This window comes from Streptomyces sp. NBC_01003, assembly GCF_045162695.1.
Classification (GTDB): domain Bacteria; phylum Actinomycetota; class Actinomycetes; order Streptomycetales; family Streptomycetaceae; genus Streptomyces.
Genome location: NZ_CP108707.1, coordinates 8,281,742 through 8,303,348, shown reverse-complemented (window position 1 = coordinate 8,303,348; position 21,607 = coordinate 8,281,742). Strand labels below are relative to the sequence as shown.

Here is a 21,607-nt window from a genome sequence, read left to right as displayed (position 1 = left end):
AGTAGAGGGAAGGTCAGCGAGTGCGGCCCGACGGCGTGCGTCGCGGGCGGTAGAGCGGGCGTCGGATAGCTGGGCGGCTGCTTGGCTGCAGCTGGTGCGACGTAGCGGTGACGACGGTGTAGAAGGGAACGTCTTGTACGGCGCGGTGCAGCGGTTCGGTGGAGATCAGCGAGGCGGTGAAGGCCGCGGCGAGTGTGGTGGGCGCGCCAGAGGAGAAGCGTGCCTGCCAGTTCGGCTCGCTCGGGTATCCGGCCCAGGCCCGCCAGGTCGGACCGTCGGAATGGGTGGTGGCGTACCGGTGGCGCAGACTGCCGAGGCCCTCTGGTGCGAGGAAGGTCTGTGTGCCGTCCGTTTTGATGCTGTGGCTCCAGCCGCGGGCGAGGAGGGGCGTGTACACCTCGTGCGGCACGGTCGCGTCCTCGAACAGGCGGTCCTGGTCGCTGTAGCGGTCTTCGAGGTAGAGGTCGAGCAACTCGGCGTGGACGTCGAGCAAGAGCTCAGCGGGAGTGGTGGCGTCGAAGGTGATGCGCCAAGCCGTCTCGCCGAACGGGGCGGGGTTCGCACCTATGGTCCACGCCCCCTTCCCCTGTGTGTCGGGCTCGGGGAGGAAGCGGGTCCACAGCCGAAGGCACGGGCTAGTGGCGTAGGCCGCTCCTGGCCGGGCTGGTGCAACGTCCAGTCCTGGTCGAACGGGAAGGGCCAGATCGTTTGAAGGTCCATGTGGCCGGGACCGGCGAGGTGACGCGGGAGAACCCTCACGGCGTGGGCAGGGTCGAGGTCCTTGAAGGGGTCGGGGAGCAGATCGGGCAACACGAGGAGGGGCTCCTGCCGGGAAGGCTGCGCGGAACTGCGGTGCGCGGGATCGGTACGAGGGCTCAGCGGGTGCGGGCCCCGGCGGGGGCGGCCGGCGGGACGGGAGTGCTGCGCGGTGTACGGCCAGCCGTACGCCTGGGCGCGGACGCGGCCCAGGCGCCGGGGAACCAGACGGCGGTGTACTGCTCGATGGCGTCGCGCAGCCCGGTGGTGACGGCCCCGTCCCACGGGGGTCGGCCGGGGCGGTGGTACTTGTCGAAGGTGCCGTACTGCTTGGTGTTCGGCCGGGTGTTGGTCGCTTCGTCGCGGCGGTGGAAGGTCCCGTGGTCCACGAAGCTGAGCGCCACCGCGTCGATCTCGCCGCGGTCCGGGTGGACGACCGCCACACGCAGCCCGCCGTAGGTGTCCGCGTGGATGGTGCCGGCGAAATCGATCCGCAGCCGCAACGGTGCGCCGGGGACGGGGGCGGCGAAGTAGGTGTTACCCACGACGGCGTGGTCGTGGAAGGGGAGGCACAGCTCGGCAAAGAACTCGGGGGCCTGCAGGGACAAGAGGGGTCTCCGGTCGGGGTCGGGCTGGTCCTACCGGCGTGGGCCGGGCAGGGCCGGTCGGCTGGTGGTGCTCCAGCGCGGGACACTGGCCGCGGGGAGCGCGGCCGGGCGGCGGGACGCGACGGCCCGCTGCACGTCGAGCGGGGTGGGGGCCGGCGGTCCGGGCGGAAGGATCGGGGTGAGCTGGGCCATGCCCTTGATGTAGCTGAAGGTCTCCTCGCGCCACCGGGGCAGCGGAGCCGGGTCTGCGACGCACTCGGTGACGGCGGTGAGCAGGGCGACGGGGGTATCGGTACTGGCCGTGGCATACCAGACGGGCCGGTCGATGGACTTGCCCGCCCACAGCTGCCAGCGGGCGTCACGCATCGTCAGTTCCGCTTCCGGATCGAGGTCGCCGGTGGTGAACTCCATGCCAGCGAGCCCGTCCGGGGCCTGGACCGCGAAGACGCCCCAGCGCGGGCGGTCGATCTCCCAACCCTGTTTCAGGAGCGGGACGACGGCGAGAAAGGGGTCGTGCTCGTCGATCCCGGAGACCGGCCGGGCGAGGTAGGCGTCCGGCCCCTGCTCGTACGCCGTGGCGAGGACGGTGGTGAACGCCTGGACGAACTCGGTGGGGACGCGGTCGTTGAAACAGACGCCCCACGCCGGCGGGCCGAACGAGTCCTTGTAGGCGTTGATGCGCCAGAGCCCGTCGTCTTCGCCTTCGGGCAGGTAGCCCAGGCGCACGCGCCGGTCGGGAGCGCTCAGGTACACGTTGGAGTCCTCGTCGTACCGGAGGTCCCAGCCGAGGGCGAGCAGCGGGGCGAGAGCGGGGTCACCGGTCCCGGTGGTGGACGCGAGATGGCGCGGTGAGACGTAGACGTCGCCGTCGATGTCGCGCAGCGGATCGGGCTGGTGGCTCATCGGTCCGCCCTCGTGGCGACGGTGATCTCGTCGGCGGCGGTGTCGAGGCGTTCGGTGACCTCGGCGGTGTTGCGGCCGGTGACGATGTAGAACCCGGCCCGGGCGGTGAACAGGTCGCCGTCGGGCGGCAGGAGAAGCTGCTCGCCGATCTCGCGGATCCATTGGATCTGCCGCAGCCAGGGGGTGTGGGCCGCGAACGGCTGGTTGATGCGCCGTGCGGTGAGGGTGCCGGAGGCGGCCGGGTAGAGCATGCGGATGCCCGCGGCCCCGCTGCGGGTGGGGGTGAGGTCCGGCGGCGTGCCGCAGGCGAGGTCGGCGGCGGCCTTGGGCAGGTCGATGCCGGTGGCGAGGCGGACGAGGTGGCCGATCATGTCGCCGCCGATCCTGGCGTTGACCTCGATCAGCCGGGGCCTGCCGTCCACGAGGCGCATCTCGACGTGCTGCACGCCGTCGGTGATCCCCAGGGCCTTGACCGCAGCAGCGGCTGCCGGGGCGACCTGGGCCAGGAGCGGGTCGGTGGCATCGACGGTGTGGCCGGTCTCGTCGAAGTACGGTGCGGGGCCCAGGTGCTTGCGGGTCACGGCGACCGCTGTGGTCGCACCGCGATGGGTGACGCACTCGACGGAAACTTCCGGCCCGTCGAGGTACTCCTCGACCAGGACGCCGGTGTCCTCGCGGCTGCGGCTCGCACCCGCGGAGGCGAACTCGAAGGCTCCGGGCAGTTCTTCGGGCCGGTCGACGCGGATCACGCCGATGCTGCCGGCGGACGCGGCGGGTTTGATGACGGCGGGGTAGCCCAGGGTCATCGTCGCAAGGCCGGCCTCCAGCAGGGTCCGCGCCTTCATCGAGGCGGCCGACGGCACTCCGTGGCGGGCGAAGAGGGTCCGGGCGGTGGCCTTGTTGCGGCAGGCCAGCATCACCTCGACGGACGTCGAGGACAGACCGAGCGCGCGAGAGAGGCGGGCTGTGGGGACGAGGTTCCACTCGTCCCAGGTGACCACGCCGGCGAGGTCGTGGCGCTCGGCCAGGGCCCGGCCGGCGGCGAGCAGTGCGGTGGGGTCGGTCAGGTCGACTACGGAGTGGTCGACGATGAACGGCTTCTCCCACGACGGCTCGGCGCCGGTGAGCAGGACGACGTCGTACGCGGCGGCCACCTGCTCAAGGAGGTAGCCGCGATAGGTCTCGTCGCCGGGAGAAACGACGAGCACGAGGGGACGTGCGGACAAGAAGGGGTTCTCCGTATCGGTGGACGGCAGGACGGGAGAAGAGAGAGGGGTGTCTCAGGCGGCGCGGCGGCGGCGCAGCTCGAACACGCTGGCCCAGTGGGGGTGGTCGTCGATCAGGCGGCGGGCGTAGAGGGCGGTGAAGTTGTTGTTCAGCCCGGCGACGCCGTACGGGAGTTGGCGGCGCAGGTCTTCGAAGAGGTCCTTGAGGCTGACCCGTGTGGCGCCGGCGGCCAGGCGGCGGGCGGCCATGCGTTCCAGAGCGCGGTAGACGTGCGGGTTGTGCACGTCGAAGGCGTGGAACTGTTCGGTGATGGTGCGACCGCTCGCGCGGTTCGTCTTGAGGACGGCGGTGGGCATGAGGTTCTCCACAGGCTGGGGGCGCAGCAGGGTCAGGTGTGCAGGGCGGGATCGGTGCGCAGGCGGGCGAAGGCGCAGAACAGGCCGAGGGCCTGCAGGGCGGCGCACGCGGTGATGACGTGGCCCAGGGCGTCGGGCGGGGTGAGCGCGGTGAGCACGCCGGCGACGGGGAAGGGCAGCAGGAGGATGAGGATGGTCGCCGACAGGGTGCTGCCGAACTTCTCCGGGGGGATGAGGCGGGAGCGCAGGGTGCGCAGGACGACCGTCAGGCCGCCCTCGGCCGCCATGAGGACCGCGACAAGGACCAGGTAGGACAGGTAGTCGGGGGCCTGGGCTGCGGCGAGACAGGTGAGCGAGGCGAGGGCGGCGCAGGCGGCGCCGACCGGCCAAAGGCCCAGGCGGTCGATCGCGAACCGGCAGAGCGTGACGCTGAGGAGCGTCGCTCCGGCGGCTGCGGACCAGACCAGGCCGACGGCAGTAGTGGACTGCCCGAAGTGCTGGACGACCATCACGGGACCGGCCGCTTGGAGCAGCCCGATGGCCAGGTTGGACAGGGTCAGCCCGGTCACGAGCCAGCCGAGCGCGGGAAGTGAGCGGATGGTGCGCCACCCGGTGAGGAGTCCGGCGCTGGACCTCCCCTTCGGCGCGCGGGCCGGGGCGACGGGCGAGGGGGGTGTGCGCAGGGCGAGCAGCGCGGCGAGGAGCGAGAGCACGGTGATCACCGCGAGCATCGGCGGCGGCCCGGCGAGCAGGAGTACCCCGGCGAGCGCCGGGCCGGCCAGGGTCGCGGTCTGGTCGATGCCGAGCAGGACGGCCTGGACGCGGTGGGCCTGCGCGCCCGCTCGGCGGCCGGCGGCGGCGCCCGCGGTCTCGGCCGCGATGTAGCTGAACTCGGTGAGCACGCCGGTGGTCGCCGCGAGGACCATCACGGTCGCGGTCGCGACGGTGCCGGTCGGGTGGAGGTGGAGCAGGACTGCGCCGGTGGCGAGGGCCAGCGCGCGTCCCAGGGAGGCGAGGTGGAAGACGACGGCCGCCCCGCGCCGGTCGACGATCGATCCTGCCCACCCGAAGGCTGCCAGCCGCGGGATCCATTCCAGGGCGAACGCTGCGCCTGTCAGCGCGGCGGAGCGCGTGGTGGCCAGGACCAGCAGTGGGATGCCGTAGGTGGACATGGCGAACGCGAGGGCGTCCGCCGTGCGCGGCAGGTAGATGCTGCGCATCAGCCCGGCGGTGTGGCGTGCATGCCGGGGTGTAACTGCTGCGCTCACGCGACCGGCTCGGGCTCGGATACCCGGGTGACCTGGGGGTTGCCGGCCAGCCACTGGATCAGGAGAGCGCGGGGGCGGGCAACGTCCGCCTCGGCCTCGGCGCTGGGCCGTCGCGCGGCGGACGGCCGCGACAGGCCGTTGGCGCGCTCGGCCGCGAGCGAGGGCGCCAGGAGCTCGAGCACGTGGCGGATGCGACTGCTGAACTCGCAGACCGGTGCCGGGTAGGCGTGGCGTCGGGCCCAGCGCGCAGCCGCGTCGTACAGGTCGGCCAACTCCGCTCCACAAGCGGTGAGTTCCAGGCCGGCGCCGGGTGCGGTCCGGACGAGACCGTGGGCACGGGCCGCTTCGGCAGCGCGGCGCAGGTGATGCGAGGAGAGGTCGGGGAGGGTGGCGGCCAGTCGGCGTGGCGGTATCGCTCCGTTGTCGTCGATCTCGGTGACCAGTCGGATCAAGGAGCGCGACGCCAGCAGCTCGACCGCGTTGCGTACTTCGGCCGTGGTGAAGGGGGTGGTCATCGGCGCGGACCTCCCGCCTGGATGACCGCCTTCGGGCGGGCGGGCGTGGCGTGCGAGAAGAGATCGCGGTTGTGCCACGCCGGAGAGGGCTCACCCGTCCGGGCCTGCGGGAGGGCTGCGGGGGCCGGCCGGGACTGGCTGCTGACCCACGGCCGCGGCGCGGCCTTCGCCTGCGGGTGCCCCCAGACTGGGTGTTGGCCCGCCTGGTTGAGGGGCTGCCCGGCGGACCACGCGGACAGAGCGCCGAGAACGGGGCTCAGGCCGTCGCCCGCCGCGGAGAGCCGGTAGGGCCGGCCTATGCCCTCGGTGTCGACCAGGCCGTCGGCGACGAGCTGCCGCAGCGGCGGGTACACGTTGGTCCAGTCGCTGCTGGGCATCACGATCCGGGCCAGGGCCCGCCCGCTGACCTCGCCACGGGACTTGAGCACCCACAGGATGGCGGCGGCGTGCCGCCGGGTGAGCAGGGTGAGGCTGTCCTCGATCTGCTCGATCGCGGGCAGCGGGTGGTCCGCGGTCTCCAGATGCTCCTCGGCCCAGGTGACGATCACCGGCAGCACCGGAAGCAGGGCGACACCACGCTCGGTGTGCCCGTAGGTCACATGGCGTGCGGTGTGTTCGGTGCGCTCGACAAGGCCCGCGTCGCACAGCGCCTTGAGCTTGGGGTGGAGCTGGCCGTTCTGCAGCCAGGACACCTTGGCCGCCAGCTCGCTGTAACGCAGCGGCGGGCCGGAGAGTGCCAGCAGGATCCGGACGTTCCAGCGCGGGGTGATCATGGCGAGGGCCTCGCTGACCCGGGCGATGTCGGCGTCGGTGTCGGGAGGCAGAGCGGTGATGGCCAAGGGACAAACTCCTGGGTGAGTAAGGGAAATCGCCTGCGGATCAGCGGCTGGGGGCCGTGCTCTGGGCCGGAAGGGGCGGAGCCGGAACGGGCGGCGAGGGTGCCGGCGGGGACGGCGCTGGGGCCGGGACGCGGGCCAGGCTCTGCAGAACGGCGGCGACCGACTTGGCCTGGACGTCGCGGACTGCGACCGCCTCAGCGAGCCGGCGGGAGCCGTCGAGGAGATGGGAGACCTCGTGCCGGCCGATCTGCCGCTCGGGGTGGACGAGCCGTGCGAGGCGGTCGCGGTGGAAGTCGATGCTGCGCTCGGCGACGGCGAGTTCGTCGTGCATGCCGAGCAGGGCGGAGAGCATGCCGGGCGGCTGGCCCTGGGCGTGGGCTTCGAGGTCGGCGAGCGGCGCGCCGTACAAGTCCTCGATCCGTCCGGCTATCTCGGTGGACGTGAGGTGGGACAAGCGGGGGCTTTCACGGTCGGCGGGCCCGGGCCGCCCCGGCACGCTGGGGTGCCGGGGCGGCGGACGGGGGCAGGGTTGCTGTGATCCTTAGTTGTGCCGTGCGGACGGGTCGGGCCCGTTGGTCGGGCGGAGGCATGGTGCGCAGCAGCTCGCCGAGGGCGGCGCGGTAGCCGTCGCGGGCGTCCAACGCCGCCTCCAGCCACTGCGCATCGAAGCGGAGCTTGTCCGCCGACAGCTCGCCCATGTCGCGATCCGGGTCCATGTCCGCGTGCACGCGGTCGCGGACGCAGGTGACCTGCTCCTCGGTCAGAGCCAGGAATGAGCGCAGTTCCAGGGCACGGGCGAGGGCGGGGGAGGCATCGTGGCCGACAGCCGCCTCGTACAGTTCCGGGACCGGGTTCCCGAAGACTTTCTCCAAGTCGCCGTCCATGGTGCTGGCCTTGCCCCGGCTCAACGGACGGGCCTTCCCGCCCGCCACGCCGCTGCTGGCGCAGGTGTCCCCGGGGGTCGTTGGGGAGCGCTGGTCTGCACCGCCGGCCCGGTTCGGGGGCGAAGGCGGGCGAGCCGTTCGGCGGCGAGGTCCTTCTTGCCCGGAGCGTCCGGGTCGAGGAGCCACCGCACGACCATGGCCCGGCCGTCGCGTGCGGTGACGGCCGCGTTCACGCGGTGGGCGAGGCCCATCGTCGGGTCGTCGACCTCGCTGGGCTGGGTTTCCAGCGCGGCGAGGAGGTCGTCCTCCGCGCGGTCGAGCACGGACTGGGCCTGAGCGAGAAGGCCGTGCCACTTGACGACGTCGGTGGCGTCAGGGTTCGCGGTCGGCGCGGCGCCGACCGCGGCCTTCAACTGGTCCATGTCCATGGCGAAGCGCGCTTCGATCCGTTCGGTGAGCACGCCCACGACATCCTCAGCGTCATCGGATATGCCGTCGGACAAAAGGGAGACTCCTGTTCTGGAAAGGCCGATGCCTGGGGGAATGTGAGGGGCGGCCGTACCCGGCAGCTCAGCCGCTTACGGGTGTGTGCTGAATTCCTGTCAGTCCAGGCACATGCGGACGTCGCGGTAGACGTACGTGCCGGACACCCAGCCCTTGACTCCGGTCGTCTTGTCCGTGATGTAGAGCCAGTTGCCGCTCTTCTTGTGCACGGTGAACTTGTGGCTCTTGTAGAGCACGCCGAGCGCGGTGGACTTCGAGCTGGCCTTGGACCGGATGGTGACGGCCTTGGCGTGCACCGCGTACGGCAGCGGCGGCAGGTCGTAGCAGCCGCTCGCGGGGGCTGCGGTGACGGCGGCGGGGGCGGCGCTGGCGGTGGTGGCGGACAGCACCGGCAGCGCGAGTGCGCCGAGCATCGCTGCGGATATGGCAATTCGGGTGGAGCGCATGCGGAAGAAACCTCCGTGAAGGCATAGGGATTGTGTGGAATGGCGCCGTGGGAGTTGTCCCGGCGGCTGTATAAGAGTCCGGAGAATCGCCGGTTTGGCTAACCGGCGATCGTCGGCTATGTTTCGCCGCGCCAGTCGGCTCTGGCGGTTAGCGCGAGCGGCCGGGCGGGCGGGGAGCAGGGGCCTTCGGCACACCGGTCGGGCGGCTGGCTGCGGCTGCCGGGCGGACCGGTGGGAGAGGGCCGGCCTCGCCGATAAGCCGGTCGTCGCACCACTGCAGGGCCTCGCCCACCGTGTCGAAGCCGCCCTCGCGCAGTGTCGACTTCCTCGACCACGACGCGGAACGGGGTGGGGGCTCGCTCGTCCAGGGCGCACAGTGCCACGACGGTGACCATGTCGTCCGGGTCGTCGGCGGTGTAGGAGTAGCCCATGGCGTAGTAGTCGCCGTCGCCCGCGAGGCGTCGCTCCAGTGCACGAGTCGCCTCGTCCGCCGGCGGTGGGCCCAGCTCGGGGTTGAGGCCGATGGCGTCGGGCGGGCAGCCGCGGTGGATGAGCCAGGACTGCGCCATCGCGGGCAGCGGCAGCAGGGCCTGCTCGAAGTCGAACGTTTCCTTCTCCCGGTCCCGCTTCAGGTGCACGGCGACGTATTGCGGCATGCCTGGGTGCCCGTAGGTGGCGGTGCGGTCGAAGAGGACGTAGTAGCTGTGCGCGCCGTTGGGGGTGTGGTGTTCGGCGAGGGGGACGAGCATGTCCTCGCGGACGGCGACCTGGCGGTAGAAGTCGAGGTACTTCTCCTCGTCGGCATCGAAGTCGTCGAGTTCGAAGTCGACTTGGGGGATGGACTTCCGAGCCGGCGCCGGTTCGGTGGGAGACAACAAGGGCCTTTCGGTGGGGTTCAGCGCCGCTGTGCCGGGGTGGAAGGCGATGTGCCGGGTCGGGCCGGGAGCTTCGGCGCCTGGGGCGTGGGCGTCCGTCGGGCGGCGAACAGTGCGGCGCGTCCGGTGTCGGTGAGGGCGACCGGCTGGCCGGCGTGCACAGGGTGGCCGGTATCCCGGAGGACCAGGCCGGCGAGCTCCAGTCGCTGCAGCTTGGCGTGAGGGATGCGGGTGCCGTTGGCGGCTGTGACCGACATCCGGCCGGTCAGCAGGTGTTCGTAGAGCTTGGCGCCGCCGGCGATGGCGAGCAGCGCCGCCTGGTCGTCCGTCGAGAGCGGCTTCGCGTCGGGAGCGGAGGCCGCCGCGGCGGCCTCGATGGGCTCCAGGGCGGCGATCACCTTCCGGGCAGCGGCGTCCCGTGCGTCGGTGGCCTCCTCCAGCTGGTCCACGGTGCGGTCGATACGCGTGAACTGGGCGTCATCGACGTCGAACTCGCCGCTGGAAAGGCGATTGAGGAGTCTGAGGTAGAAGGCGACGCCGGTCTGGGACTTGGCCAACTCGCGGTGCCGGTCGACCAGGTGGGCATGTGGCTCGTCTAGGACGCCGCGGTCGCGGTAGGCCCACAGGGTGTCGATGTCGTGGCCGGTGACGGCTTCGATGCGGTGGTCGAGCGTGGAGACCGCACGCCGGACTGGTGTCGGCGCGGGTTCATGGGGCATAGGCGACGCTCCGTGCGTTCAGCGGGTGTGATGGTGCGCAGGGTTCTGTGCGGGACGGGGCAGACCCGGCAGTGCGGTGGGCGGTGGACCGGGCCGAGGCGCGGGAGTGCGGGTGGTCAGCTGCGGGGAACGGGAGCGTGCTGCGTGGGTGCGTGCGCTCAGCGGCCGGCGGGTCATCCCCAGGCGGCGGCCGACCTCGTCGTAGACGTCGTTGCCCGCACGCGGCCGGACCGCGACGACGTGGATCTCCTTCTGGTGCGCGGACTCCGCGGGCGCCGTTCGGACGCCGTAGACGACGCGCCAGTCCTTGCGCGAGTCCACGAACAGCTTGCGGTAGCCCTCCAGGTCACCGTCGAGGCGTAGCCCGAAGCGCTGCGCGTTCACGACTTCCTGCAGGTAGGCGAGGGTGAGGTCGCGGATATCGCTCGGGGCCTGGAGGAGGTCGGTCAGCGCGCGGGGGTCGAAGCTCAGGCCGAAGGCGGGCTGTCCCCGTCGCGCGGTCATGACGTCGGCTCGTCCGGGTCCGCGGGCCCGGCGGCTTCCGCCGTGGCTGCCGTCTCCGTGCGCACGGACGGCGGCGGGCCGGGCAGAAGGCGGTGCGCGGGCCGGTCGGGAGAGGTCATGCAGGCCGACAGTGGCCCGCCCGGTGCGCGGATCGCCGCAACGGCGTGGGTGAGGAAGTCCCGGTGCCACACGAACAGGCCGGAGAGTCCGGCTTCGGGGTCCTTGTGCTGCTGGTAGGCGAGCCACAGGGCGTGGAGCCAGGCCACGACATCGTCGTGCTCCTGCCACTGCAGGCACCAAGGCGCCGCGGTGGTGACTTCCGACCCGTACACCGGGAGGAAGAAGTCATCGACCCAGTCCGACAAGGCGTCGAGTTCGTCCTCCCTTTCCTCCCCGTCGAGTTCCAGGATCGGGCGGGGCTCCGGCGGAGCGGCGGCAGGCGGCCCGCCGAGCCCCGGCATGCCGAACGCGGCGAACGGCGATCCGTTCGGCTCCGGGGCGGACGCGAGGTGGTCGAGTTGCTGCGCCTGTTGCGCCGACTGCTCCATGAGCCGTCGAACGCTCGCCTCGATTCCCTCCAGCTGCGGATCGGGAATGCGTACCGGCTCCAACTCCCCATCGTCAGACGGTTTTATGGATTCGGGCATGAAAAAGTTGGGCCTCCTACGAGACGCGAATGAGAGAGGGCGAAAGCGGCGATGCGCGGAGCGCCAGCGAGTTACAACTCCGCTTCGTCGGATTGCCGACTAGGGCGCCGGTCGCCTTGACGGGAAGCGCGCTCGCGGCTCAGACGGTGAGAATCACGTCGTCTTGCGTGAGGGTCGCGCGGATCGTTTCGGTGAGCCGGTCGGCCGCGATCGACGCGTAGTGCGCGGTCTTCTCCACGCCGATGAAGTCCCTGCCTTCCAGCAGAGCTGCCACCCCCGTGGAGCCGGAGCCGGCACAGAAGTCGAGCACCGTGCCGCCCTCGGGGCTGATCTTGACCAGCTCGCGCATCACCTCGACGGGCTTCTGCGTGATGTGCTGACGCTTCGCCCCCGAGGGCTGCGAGGCCGAGTACAAGCCGGGCAGATAGACCGGGTTCCGGGAGCCGTCGATCGCCCCCTTGCTGGCCCAGACAATGAATTCACAGTTCTGGGTGAACCGACCCTTCTGCGGCCTGGCCTGCGGCTTGTGCCATGCCAGCACGCCGCGCCACAGCCATCCGGCCGCCTGGATCGCGTCCGTCGTGGTGGGCAGTTGGCGCCAGTCAGTGAACAGCAGCGCGGTCCCGCCGGTCTTCGTGAGGCGGTGGGCTTCGGTCATGATCTGCGTCAGCCAGAACGAGTAGGACCTCTGGTCCATGTTCTCGCCGGTGAAGTCGGCGAGGTCGTTCTTGGAATCGGCAGAGGTGTACTTCTGCTTCGCGGAGCGGGTGGTGCGCTCCTTCGCGGTCCGACCGCCGGAGTTGTACGGCGGATCGGTAATGACAGAGTCGACGCAGCCGTCCGGAAGGCCGGCGAGAACACTGAGGGCGTCGCCCTGGTGCAGGGAGAAAGGCAAAGAGGAACCCCTAATCGGGTGCGGAGTCGCGGAGGGAACTACCCGTCTCGCACAGGAGTCCTCGCGGGCCGGAAGTGGGCATGCAGAAGCCCAGGGCCGCAGACCGAGGAGGGCGAGGGGAGTCCAAAAACTGTAGAGGCGAATCCGCCGACGACCAAGAAGTGCGTTGCTGAGGTGCCGGATTCCGGTACCTCACGCCCATTTTTTGGTCAACCGCCGATCCGCGCCTACTGTTTTTGAACCGCCCGGCGCACACCGCCGCTGGCTACCTTTCCGCCACATCTCACGGAGGTACCCCCTTGCCCCGGCACACCTAGCTCACGGCCCGGCCACGCGGAGCGAGCGGCAACTCGCCCGCGCCGGCCCGTCCCGATCGCCCACCCCGGCCGCCGCGCCCTTCCATCACGCCTCGCGCACGCGGCACGCCGGACACCGCACCCCGAAGGACACTCTCATGACATCTCGCTACCCACCCATGCCCGAAACCGCTGACCGGCGAGCGATCCGCTCCGGTTGAAGGCGCTCGCCGCCGGCATCGGCGTCGTCTTCCTTTCTCCGATCCTGATCGCCGGCACCGGCATGATGATGGCCTCCTCCGCCGACGCCGTGCAGAGCAGCGGCTCCTTCAGCAGCTGCCTGACCGACATCGACACGGACAAGGTCGCCGAGCAGGTCACCAAGATCCTCGACGGGGCGTCCGGCAAGAACGTCCACATCAAGGGCCTTGATCTGCCCGCCGAGCAGGTCCCCAACGCCCAGACGATCGTGGCCGCCGGCCTCTCGCTCGACGTCCCCAAGAAGGGACAGATCGTCGCGCTCGCCACGGCGATGCAGGAGAGCCGACTGCGCAACCTCAACTACGGCGACAGGGATTCCCTCGGCCTGTTCCAGCAGCGTCCCTCGCAGGGCTGGGGCAGCGCCCAGCAGATCCGCGACCCGGTCTACGCCTCCGAGCAGTTCTACAAGCACTTGCTCAAGGTGAGCGGCTGGCAGCAGATGACCGTCACCCAGGCCGCCCAAGCCGTGCAGAAGTCCGGCCTGCCGGACGCGTACGCGCAGTGGGAGAACCTGGCCACCGCACTGCAGGACGCCATCGCCAAGACCTTCCCGGGCGGCGGCAACGACGCGGACGGCAAGGACGCGGACCAGGGCAAGAAGCCGTCGACCAGTACGACCGGCTGCGCGCCGGGCCAGGACGGCTCCGGCTTCGGCCGCATCCCTGAGGGAAGCGTCCCGAAGGGCTACGCGATCCCCAAGGACGCCGATCCGAAGGCGCGCAAGGCCATCGAGTGGGCGATGCACCAGCTCGGCACGCTCTACCAGTGGGGCGGCTCCTGCACGAACTCGCACGGCCCCGACCCCATGGGTCGCTGCGACTGCAGCTCGCTGATGCAGCAGGCGTACGCGCATGTCGGCGTCACGCTCACCCGCACCACGTACACGCAGGTCAACGAGGGTAAGGCGGTATCGCCCGCCCAGCTGCAGCCCGGTGACCTGATCTTCAGCCGCGGCAGCGCCGCACGGCCTGAGCACGTCGGCATGTACATGGGCGAGGGCCTCGTGATCGAGGCGCCGCGCACATCAAAACCGGTCCGGATCACCCCGATCAAGGACTGGACGATTCTCGCCGCCCGCCGCGTCCTCTGACGCCGCCTCCCGCCCGGCACCGCTCCAGGCGGGCCGCCGCCGCGGCCACTTCCGCGCCCCGAGTGCACCTCCCCCTCCGCTTCCCCTTTCCCGCCGGCCCTCGCCTGGCCCGCGTATGCAAGGAGCCCCGCCACACCTATGTCTGTCCCTCTCGCAGACCGCGTCATCCAGCTCGCCTACGACCCAGGAATCTCGCCCAAGGGCGGTGGCCTGCCCGGCCTGAGCGTGCTGAAGAACGTCGTCAACAGCATCAACATGTTCGGGATCATCGCCGTCGTCGGCGCCCTCGCCGTCTCGCTCGGCGTATGGGCCTGGGGCCACCACACCGGTGGCCACCAGGCCGAGGCCAACGGAAAGAAGGGCGCGGTCGTAGCCGCTGGCGCCGCCCTCGGTCTGGGTGCCGCGAACGGCATCGTCGCGTTCTTCTCCGGCCTGGGGTCTCAGGTCCATTGATGCGGAACCGATTCCCCTCCTTTTCGCTGTCCTCGTACGGAACGGGCTGGTCGGCCAACCGGCGCATCGCGATCGTCGCCTCCGCCGTCGCCGTCCTGCTCGCCATCGCCGGGATCGTCGCCCTGCTGACCGGCGGCGGCAACGGCCACCAGGCCCCGGACACCGCCGCGCCCGCCCCGACTGGCAGCCCGTCCTCCTCCGAGGCCGCCCCGAAGCCTGCCTCCGGATCCGGTTCGGTGTCCAAGCCTCCGCAGATCGCCGAACCGGTCGCCTACGCCAAGGCGGCGGCCCAGATGCTGTGGTCCTACGACACCCGCGACACCAACCGCGACCAGCAACTGGCCGGCATGCGTGCCTGGATGACCACCGAGACCAAGTACGCCGACTGGGCCTCGGTCTCCGGCCAGGTCCCCGATCCGGTGCTGTGGTCACGGATGGCCGACCAGGACCAGCACGCCACCGCCAGCGTCACCGAGGGCCACTACCCCTCCGCGTTCAAGGCGGCCCTGGCCGACGACCCGTCCGCGATCACCGAGGCGTACATCTACGTCGTCACCGTCAACGGCAAGCAGACGCTCAGCTGGAAGAAGGGCGGCGGCGGAGCCGAGGAACGGGCCGTAACCCTCGCCGTGCAGTGCCGCCCGAACCACGACTGCACCCTGGCCGCCATCGCACCGAGCGTCACGCAGTGACCCGCGCCTGAGACAAGAGAGGAGGAGTAACTCCTCGTGGGTTTCTGTGATTTCCCCTTGGCAGACAAGCTGTGCGCCGTCGGCGACGCGGTGGATTTCGCCTCGGACCCCGGCAAGGCCATCGGTGACTGGATGGCGAAGTCCGCCGGTGAACTGGCGGCTGCCGCAGCCGATTTGGCCGCCGAGGCCGTCAACACCACCACGAAGGTGGACCTGAACGCCGGATGGTTCGTCGACAACTACGAGATGTTGCTGCCACTGGGCCTGGTCCTGCTGGTCGCGACGTTCTGCGCCCAGTTGGTCCGGGCAGCCATCCGGCGCGACGGACAAGCGCTGACACAGGCGTTCACCGGCACCATGAGCGGCGTCCTGTTCGCCTTCTGTGCCATCGCCTTCACCACGGTCGCCGTCGAAGTGGTCGACGCCGTCAGCGACGGCCTGTTCAAGACCGCACACCTGAACATCGAGTCGGCCGTGCGCCGCATCGTGAAGGTCAACCAGATCGGCGGCCTGTCCGGCTTGGGCTGGCTCGTGCCAGTCGTCGCCGGCCTCGGCGCAGCCATCGGCGCCTTCCTCTACTGGTGCGTGATGATGGTCCGCAAGGTCGGCATCCTCGTCATGGTCACGCTGGCCGTCTTCGCATCCGCCGGCGGCGGCTGGGAGGTCGCCCGGCGCTGGCGCAAGGGCTGGATCGAAGCCACCGCCACCCTCGTGGTCTCCAAGCTACTGATGACCGTGATCTTCGTGCTCGGTATCGCCGCCATGGGCAAAACCGAGGCCAAGGACGGCATCGCCGCTCTGGCCGACGTCATGTCCGGCATCGTGATCATGGTCTTGGTATTGCTCTGCCCGTACGCCGTCTTCAAGTTCGTCCACTGGGCAGCCGACGGCACCGATGGCGAGTCCATCCACCGCGCCGGCGGCGCCGGAGCGCAGATCGCCAAGGCGCATGCCGAGAAGGCCGCCCGCAAGGCCGCCGCAGCTGCCGCCACCGCCGGAACCGGTGGCGCTGCCGCCGGAGCAGGCGCCGCACCGCAGGGCCCCGACGCCAGCGGGGGCGGCTTCCCCGGCGACGTCGCCGCCAACCCGACCGGCGGCGGCGGAGAGGGCAACGAAGGTTCGCAAAGCGGCGGAACGGGCGTCTCGCCCGGTGGCGATGCCGTCAAGTCCGGTCTGGAGAAGGCCGTCCAGCCCGCGCCGACGAGCGTGTCCGACGACACCAGCAGCCAGGTGGGCGGCAGCCCGGGGCCGGGAGGATCCGGCGCGAATGCCGCATCCGGCCAGGGCGGCGGATGGCAGTCCGCTCCGCCGACCACGACTCCGCCGCCGCAGGGCGCACCCCCGTCCTCCGGCTCACAGAACGCCACGTCAAGCGGGTCGGCCTCACCGCCGCCGCCTCCGACCAGCCTCTGATCCCCTGCCCGCCTACCGGGGGCGGGACGTGCACGCCATCTCCCGCCCCCGGGTTCCACCCGCGCCTCCAGGACCCGCCCCTTGACTGATCTCTCCGTCGCCCCGGTCACGGTGAAGTTCCCGCACCGGTCCCGCCGCGGCATCCTCCTCGGCCTCTCCCTACCCCAACTCATCCTCGTTTCCTGCACGTTGGCGGTGCTTCTGATGACGGTGGTCTCCACCGGACTGCTCGGCGCCGTCGCCCTGGCGCCGCTGTGGGCAGCTTCCGGTGCCCTCGTCGCGATCCGCCGACACGGCCGCTCCCTCATCGACTGGGCACCGATCGTCACCCGCTACGCACACCGCCGCCGTACAGGCCAGACCCTCTGGCTCGCCCGGCCCGTCACCCGGCCCCGGCAGGACGGCGTCCTCCACCTGCCCGGCACCACCGCCTCCCTCAAGGTGGTCACCCCCGGCGACTCCGCCAACCAGGCTGCGGCCGTCCACGACCCGCACCAGCAGACCCTGACCGCCATCGCCCGCGTCAGCAGCCGCGCCTTCGCCCTCCTCGACCCCGCCACCCAGAACCACAACGTGAGCAGTTGGGGACGCGCTCTCGCAGGCATCGCCCGTACCGGTCATATCGCCACCGTGCAGGTGCTGGAGCGCACCGTCCCCGACAGCGGCGACACCCTCACCCGCCACTGGACCCAGAACGGGCAGCCCCAGACCCCCGTCGCCGGACAGATCTACTCCGAACTGGTCTCCTCGGCCGGCCCCGCCGCAGCCCCGCACGAGACCTACCTCGCCATCTCCCTCGACCTCAAAGCCGCCCGGCGCCTGATCAGCCAGGCCGGCGGAGGCTTGCCCGGGGCGTTCACCGTCATGGAGCAGACCACCGCCTCCATCGCCCAGGCCGCCCGCAACGCCGGACTCCAGGTCACCGGGTGGCTGACCTCGCGGGAGATCGCCGCTGTCATCCGCACCGCCTACGACCCCAAGGCCCTCGCGGCCCTCCAGCAGTGGTCCGAGACCGGCCGCGCCGAGGCCGAGCCCGCAGCCGCCGGGCCCGTCGTCCAGTTCGAGGAGTACGACCGCCTCGCCACCGACAGCGCACGGCATGCGACGTACTGGGTGGAGAACTGGCCGCGCACCGAAATGGGAGCCGGGTTCCTGCACGGGATCATGTTCACGGCCGGAGTGCGGCGCAGCCTCTCCCTTATATACGTGCCGCAGGGGCTCGAGTCCGCGCTGCGGGACGTCCAGAGGAAGAAAGCGGCGATCATCGCCGACGCCAACGAACGGGCCCGCCGGGGGCAGGTCGACAGCGAGGAAGACTCCGTCGAGTACGCCGACGTCAAGCAGCGTGAGCGCCAGCTCATCGCCGGGCACGCGGACGTGGCCCTCACCGGCCTGGTCACCGTCACCGCCGAGACCGACGCCCTCCTGGACGCCGCCTGCGCACAGATCGAGACCCACGCCGTCACTTCCGGCGTCGATCTCCGACGGCTCAACTACCAGCAGCCAGACGCCTTCGCCCTCACCGCGCTCCCGCTCGCCCGGACCGCCCTGTGAGCCGGGCCCGTCCCCGCCGGTCAGCACTGTGGCGCCCGCTGCTCTTCGACCATCCGTCACCACCCCTGCCTCCCGGCAGGAAGGACCACCACCTTTGACCTCTCCCACGCGTCCGGACGACGGGCACCCCTACCTCCGCGCCGCGAGCGCCGGGGTCCGCCACCACACCCGGGCCCTATCGCCGTCGGCCGCGAACCCGCCCCGGCCGGCGGACCGGCTGCACCTTGACGTGCTGCACGCCCACCTCACCGCCCTGCACCAGCTCTTGGACCGGCTCGCCGAAAGCACTCGGCCTCCGCACCCCGCCGCCGGCCGCCACCTCGCCACCGCGCACACCCGCCTCTGGCAGGCCACCAGCGAGGTCCACTCCGCCTTCCACCTGCTACCCAACAACACAGCAGCAGAAGCCGAGTCGAGCGCATGCCATCCAGAGCGGCTGCCCGAGGGACCGCCCGTGCTCACGATCTGTCAGCGCCACCTCGCCGCCGGACACGTCATCCGCCGCAAGACCACCCCCACCGACCTCCGCCCGCACACCACGGCCTGCGTGCGATGAGCACCACCCGCAGAAACGAGGGCCACCGATGAGCCACCGGCCCGCCCGTCGCGCACGCCGCGCGTCCGCCAGCCCGCTCTTCACCCCCCACGGCACCGACCGCGCCAGCCGCAAGGCCGCCCGTCGCCAGCTCGCCGAGGCCACCGCAAAAGCCCGCGCGGAAGCCAGCGCCCACCAGCCCGAGAGCACATCCGCCGAGCACGAGATGCCCACCGCGCTCTACCCACCGAGCGGACGCCCCGGACCCGCCTCCGCGCGTAACAACCGGCTGAAGCTGCCCGCCCACCGCATGACGACGGCCGTCGCCGCCGGCGCATACCCCTTCCTGGCCGAAGGCGGACTCGGCGCCGAGGGCATCTACATCGGGCGCGACGTCCACGCGGAAGCGTCCTTCGTCTTCGATCCGTTCGCCCTGTACGGCAAGGTCGAGGGATTCACCAACCCGAACCTCTTGCTCGCCGGGGTGATCGGCCAGGGCAAGAGCGCGCTCGCCAAGAGCTTCGCGCTGCGTTCGGTGGCCTTCGGATACCGCGTCTACGTGCCGTGTGACCCGAAGGGCGAGTGGACGCCGGTGGCGGAAGCCCTCGGCGGCCGGTCCGTCGCTCTCGGCCCCGGACTGCCCGGACGGCTGAACCCCCTGGACGCGGCCCCGCGCCCGGAGGGCGTCTCCGAGGCCGACTGGGTCGGCGAGATCCGCAAACGGCGCCTGCTCCTGCTCGGCTCCCTGGCCCGGACAGTCCTGGGCCGGGACCTGATGCCCATGGAGCACACCGCCCTGGACGTCGCCCTGGACGCCGTCGTCACCCGCGCCGTCGACACCGGCCGCACCCCGCTGCTCGGCGATGTCGCCGCCACCCTCAACAGCCCGAGTGCGCTCGACGAGGCCGCCGGGATGATGTCGGGCCAGCTTGGCGACGCCGCACGCGACCTGGCCCACGCGATGCGCCGCCTCGTCCACGGTGACCTGGCCGGCATGTTCGACGCCCCCTCCACCGTCGCCTTCGACCCGACCGCGCCGATGCTCACCATCGACCTCTCCCGGCTCGGCGGCTCCGGCGACGACACCGCCCTCGTCCTGGCGATGACCTGCGCCTCTGCCTGGATGGAATCCGCCCTCTCCGATCCGTCCGGCGGCCGGCGCTGGATCGTGTACGACGAGGCGTGGCGGTTGATGCGGCACGTCGGCCTACTGCAGCGCATGCAAGCCCAGTGGAAGCTCTCCCGCGGTCTCGGCATCGCCAACCTGATGGTGATCCACCGGCTCAGCGACTTGCTCACCGCCGGCGACGCCGGATCACAGGGCCGCGCTCTGGCCGAGGGCCTCCTCGCCGACTGCAGCACCCGAATCATCTATCGCCAGGAGACCGACCAACTCCAAGCCGCGGCCTCCCTGCTCGGCCTGACCTCCGTGGAGATGGACGCCATCGCGCACCTCAACCGAGGGCGTGGCCTGTGGAAAGTCGCCGGACGATCTTTCATCGTGCAGCACCTCCTGCACAGCCACGAACTGGCGCTCTTCGACACCGACGCCCGCATGCACTGAAAAAGCAAGAGGCCCGTGAAACCCGACATCCAACGCGAACTGATACCGCGCGACGACACTGTCCACCTTATCGGCGCGCTCAACGCGACGAAGGACAAACTACTCGATGCCGCCCAGCAGTGGGAGCTGCTGGACGAGAGTGGGCACGTCCCGGCCGCCCCCTCCTACACCGCGCTGCTCCAGCATGCCGCCGACGCGCAGGACCTCTCCCGCGACGTCCTCCGGCTGACTGCTGACTTCGCCCGGAGCCCGCACAGCACGACCCGCGCCGGCAGTGCCGTCCTCGCCCATCTCGCCACGGCGGCCACCATGTCGAGCCACGCAGCACCGCACTTCACCGAGACCGCGGAGGGCGCCCTGTCCCTGCCACGGTCCTCCAACCCGACCGACCGGCACTACCTCAAGAACCGCATGGTCATCGATCACGCCTCGGCGCGAGCGTTCCTGCGGCGCACGTCGGAATCGCTCCGCGACGCCGCCAAGGAACTCGACGACCACCTCGGCTTCCACCGCTTCCTCTCGACGCTCACCCCTCGGGAAAGCCCTGCGCTTCCACCGCCCCGGCCGAGCGGTCGCCACCGCTAGCTCGCCTCGAATCACCGGCATCACCACCTCAAGGAGTCCCCTGAACCGCCCCGCTCATTTCAGCAACGCCGACTGGGCCGAGTACCAGCAGTGCCAGGCCGAGCACGATGACCTCATGGCGCAGGTCGCCGAACGCGAAGCCCAGATGGAACACGACCTGATCGCCTCCTACGACGAGTACGAATTCGACTTCAGCCCGGCCCCGGAGCCCAGCCCCGCCCACCGGACACCACCGCCGCACCGCACGCCCGCCTCCCGCAGGAGGAGCCGTGGGCGCTGACGACGAAAACACCCTTGCCAGCGACCGCACGGGCCCGCTCGCGCCGCTTCCCGACCATCGCAATGCGGCCACCCCGTGGTGGCAGGAGCTCTGGCGCCGCCACGCGCACATCACCACGCCACTGCGGCAGCGTGGGCTGGAGTGCGACATCGAGTTCGGCCTCAGCGCGTACATCGTGCGCGTATCGCTCCCCGACGACAGCTACTTGATCATCAGTCCGCCGCAGGAGCCCCCCTCCGACCGCCCGCCAGGAAGCCCGGAGGGCTGGATAGCGACCCGTGAACACCCGGACGACCAGGCGCTGTTCGAGGTCGTCTACGACTCGGCTTCATCCGCCGACCCTGGCGCCCCCCAACGGCCCGAGGCTCGCCACGGCGGCAGCGTCCAGCCCCTGATCGAGACGATCGACCATCGCCTTGCCCAGCTCGGGCTGCTGCCGAATCCCGTTGCATCGGCCGGAGGCCGGAGCGCGCTCCCAGCTACGCCGACGCTCCACGCGCCCGAAGTCCCGGACGTCCCCGACCCCGCCGGCCGCGCCTCCGTCTACGTCTACGGCGACGCGCTCCGCGCTCTGACTGACCGGCTCAACGGAGCCGAGTCGCATGCGGAGGCCGCTGCCTTCCTGCACCAGATCCTGGAGCCCAGCGACGGCCTGCTGGCACAGCTCGGGGAGTTCTTCGAAGCGGCCGGGGAGAAGGCCAAGGAAGCCGAGGAGGACGACGGCTTCGACTTGTCCTACGACCTCGCCGACGCCGCCGCCGAGATCCGCAACCTCGGCGAGGTGCTGCACGTGGCCGAGGACCGGATGCGGGCACTGACCCCGCTCATGCCGGCCCCGCGGCTCACGTCCACCCCGGGGCGTCCGCCGTCCCTTCCCCCGCGAGCCCTCCCGGCGGCACAGCCGCGGCACACGCGCTGACGCCGGACCACCGTCTCCT

The 21,607-nt window shown here is 71.1% G+C and carries 26 protein-coding genes and 2 pseudogenes; 10 read left to right on the top strand and 18 right to left on the bottom strand.

Annotation, left to right across the window (positions count from 1 at the left end):
• Positions 1–13: 13 nt before the first annotated feature.
• The 18 genes and pseudogenes from OG698_RS37865 to OG698_RS37780 form a co-directional block, all read right to left on the bottom strand.
• Entirely contained in the window at positions 14–493 is a 480-nt protein-coding gene (locus tag OG698_RS37865) for a DUF317 domain-containing protein (protein ID WP_406111514.1), read from the bottom strand.
• Positions 494–520: 27 nt separating this feature from the next.
• Positions 521–622, bottom strand: a pseudogene (locus OG698_RS37860) (hypothetical protein); the annotation flags it as partial.
• A 253-nt stretch (positions 623–875) separates the two neighbouring features.
• A complete protein-coding gene (locus tag OG698_RS37855; protein ID WP_383385075.1) occupies positions 876–1,364 on the bottom strand; it encodes a hypothetical protein in 489 nt (162 codons plus the stop codon).
• Between the two features lie 30 nt (positions 1,365–1,394).
• Entirely contained in the window at positions 1,395–2,267 is an 873-nt protein-coding gene (locus OG698_RS37850) for a DUF317 domain-containing protein (RefSeq protein ID WP_406108411.1), read from the bottom strand.
• On the bottom strand, positions 2,264–3,493 hold the full coding sequence (locus OG698_RS37845) for an ATP-grasp domain-containing protein (RefSeq protein WP_406108410.1): 1,230 nt from the start codon (positions 3,491–3,493) through the stop codon (positions 2,264–2,266). Before OG698_RS37845 ends, OG698_RS37850 begins: the two co-directional genes overlap by 4 nt.
• Positions 3,494–3,547: 54 nt before the next feature.
• On the bottom strand, positions 3,548–3,850 hold the full coding sequence (locus OG698_RS37840) for a hypothetical protein (RefSeq protein ID WP_399080213.1): 303 nt from the start codon (positions 3,848–3,850) through the stop codon (positions 3,548–3,550).
• Between the two features lie 32 nt (positions 3,851–3,882).
• A complete protein-coding gene (locus tag OG698_RS37835; RefSeq protein ID WP_406108408.1) occupies positions 3,883–5,118 on the bottom strand; it encodes an MFS transporter in 1,236 nt (411 codons plus the stop codon).
• A complete protein-coding gene (locus tag OG698_RS37830) occupies positions 5,115–5,633 on the bottom strand; it encodes a regulator (protein ID WP_406108406.1) in 519 nt (172 codons plus the stop codon). The genes OG698_RS37835 and OG698_RS37830 overlap by 4 nt, the downstream gene beginning before the upstream one ends.
• Positions 5,630–6,472, bottom strand: coding sequence for a winged helix-turn-helix transcriptional regulator (locus OG698_RS37825; RefSeq protein WP_406108404.1), 843 nt, complete (start codon positions 6,470–6,472; stop codon positions 5,630–5,632). Before OG698_RS37825 ends, OG698_RS37830 begins: the two co-directional genes overlap by 4 nt.
• 40 nt (positions 6,473–6,512) lie before the next feature.
• Positions 6,513–6,926, bottom strand: a complete 414-nt coding sequence (locus OG698_RS37820; RefSeq protein WP_356700400.1) for a hypothetical protein — start codon at positions 6,924–6,926, stop codon at positions 6,513–6,515.
• 10 nt (positions 6,927–6,936) lie between these two features.
• Positions 6,937–7,380 (bottom strand): hypothetical protein, encoded by a 444-nt coding sequence (locus OG698_RS37815; protein WP_406108402.1) that lies wholly within the window; start codon positions 7,378–7,380, stop codon positions 6,937–6,939.
• Positions 7,377–7,859, bottom strand: a complete 483-nt coding sequence (locus tag OG698_RS37810) for a hypothetical protein (RefSeq protein WP_406108401.1) — start codon at positions 7,857–7,859, stop codon at positions 7,377–7,379. The genes OG698_RS37815 and OG698_RS37810 overlap by 4 nt, the downstream gene beginning before the upstream one ends.
• A 99-nt stretch (positions 7,860–7,958) precedes the next feature.
• A complete protein-coding gene (locus OG698_RS37805) occupies positions 7,959–8,273 on the bottom strand; it encodes an SH3 domain-containing protein (RefSeq protein ID WP_356700794.1) in 315 nt (104 codons plus the stop codon).
• 181 nt (positions 8,274–8,454) lie between these two features.
• A pseudogene (locus OG698_RS37800) lies at positions 8,455–9,184 on the bottom strand (hypothetical protein).
• A gap of 17 nt (positions 9,185–9,201) precedes the next feature.
• The gene (locus OG698_RS37795; protein ID WP_406108400.1) at positions 9,202–9,900 is read right to left on the bottom strand and encodes a hypothetical protein; all 699 of its coding nucleotides are present in this window, start codon (positions 9,898–9,900) and stop codon (positions 9,202–9,204) included.
• 18 nt (positions 9,901–9,918) lie between these two features.
• On the bottom strand, positions 9,919–10,404 hold the full coding sequence (locus tag OG698_RS37790; protein WP_406108399.1) for a hypothetical protein: 486 nt from the start codon (positions 10,402–10,404) through the stop codon (positions 9,919–9,921).
• A complete protein-coding gene (locus tag OG698_RS37785) occupies positions 10,401–10,952 on the bottom strand; it encodes a DUF4913 domain-containing protein (RefSeq protein ID WP_329166441.1) in 552 nt (183 codons plus the stop codon). The genes OG698_RS37790 and OG698_RS37785 overlap by 4 nt, the downstream gene beginning before the upstream one ends.
• A 238-nt stretch (positions 10,953–11,190) precedes the next feature.
• Positions 11,191–11,946, bottom strand: coding sequence for a DNA-methyltransferase (locus OG698_RS37780; RefSeq protein ID WP_406108397.1), 756 nt, complete (start codon positions 11,944–11,946; stop codon positions 11,191–11,193).
• 513 nt (positions 11,947–12,459) lie between these two features.
• Here OG698_RS37780 and OG698_RS37775 point away from each other — a divergent pair.
• The 10 genes from OG698_RS37775 to OG698_RS37730 all read left to right on the top strand — a co-directional run bounded on the left by OG698_RS37775 (position 12,460) and on the right by OG698_RS37730 (position 21,588).
• Positions 12,460–13,593, top strand: a complete 1,134-nt coding sequence (locus tag OG698_RS37775; protein ID WP_406108396.1) for a C40 family peptidase — start codon at positions 12,460–12,462, stop codon at positions 13,591–13,593.
• Positions 13,594–13,731: 138 nt separating this feature from the next.
• A complete protein-coding gene (locus tag OG698_RS37770) occupies positions 13,732–14,046 on the top strand; it encodes a DUF6112 family protein (RefSeq protein WP_011031268.1) in 315 nt (104 codons plus the stop codon).
• Positions 14,046–14,738, top strand: coding sequence for a hypothetical protein (locus tag OG698_RS37765; RefSeq protein WP_327370609.1), 693 nt, complete (start codon positions 14,046–14,048; stop codon positions 14,736–14,738). Before OG698_RS37770 ends, OG698_RS37765 begins: the two co-directional genes overlap by 1 nt.
• Positions 14,739–14,774: 36 nt before the next feature.
• Positions 14,775–16,151 carry an ATP-binding protein gene (locus OG698_RS37760; RefSeq protein WP_406108395.1) on the top strand — a complete coding sequence of 459 codons (1,377 nt, stop codon included), beginning with the start codon at positions 14,775–14,777 and terminating at the stop codon, positions 16,149–16,151.
• A gap of 81 nt (positions 16,152–16,232) precedes the next feature.
• A complete protein-coding gene (locus tag OG698_RS37755; RefSeq protein ID WP_406108394.1) occupies positions 16,233–17,705 on the top strand; it encodes an SCO6880 family protein in 1,473 nt (490 codons plus the stop codon).
• 94 nt (positions 17,706–17,799) lie between these two features.
• A complete protein-coding gene (locus tag OG698_RS37750) occupies positions 17,800–18,261 on the top strand; it encodes a DUF6238 family protein (RefSeq protein ID WP_329159910.1) in 462 nt (153 codons plus the stop codon).
• Positions 18,262–18,289: 28 nt separating this feature from the next.
• A complete protein-coding gene (locus OG698_RS37745) occupies positions 18,290–19,804 on the top strand; it encodes a VirB4 family type IV secretion system protein (RefSeq protein ID WP_406108392.1) in 1,515 nt (504 codons plus the stop codon).
• Positions 19,805–19,819: 15 nt separating this feature from the next.
• The gene (locus OG698_RS37740) at positions 19,820–20,389 is read left to right on the top strand and encodes a hypothetical protein (protein WP_356700423.1); all 570 of its coding nucleotides are present in this window, start codon (positions 19,820–19,822) and stop codon (positions 20,387–20,389) included.
• A 115-nt stretch (positions 20,390–20,504) separates the two neighbouring features.
• Positions 20,505–20,669, top strand: a complete 165-nt coding sequence (locus OG698_RS37735; protein WP_406108390.1) for a hypothetical protein — start codon at positions 20,505–20,507, stop codon at positions 20,667–20,669.
• A complete protein-coding gene (locus tag OG698_RS37730) occupies positions 20,659–21,588 on the top strand; it encodes a hypothetical protein (RefSeq protein ID WP_329159917.1) in 930 nt (309 codons plus the stop codon). Before OG698_RS37735 ends, OG698_RS37730 begins: the two co-directional genes overlap by 11 nt.
• Positions 21,589–21,607: the final 19 nt, after the last annotated feature.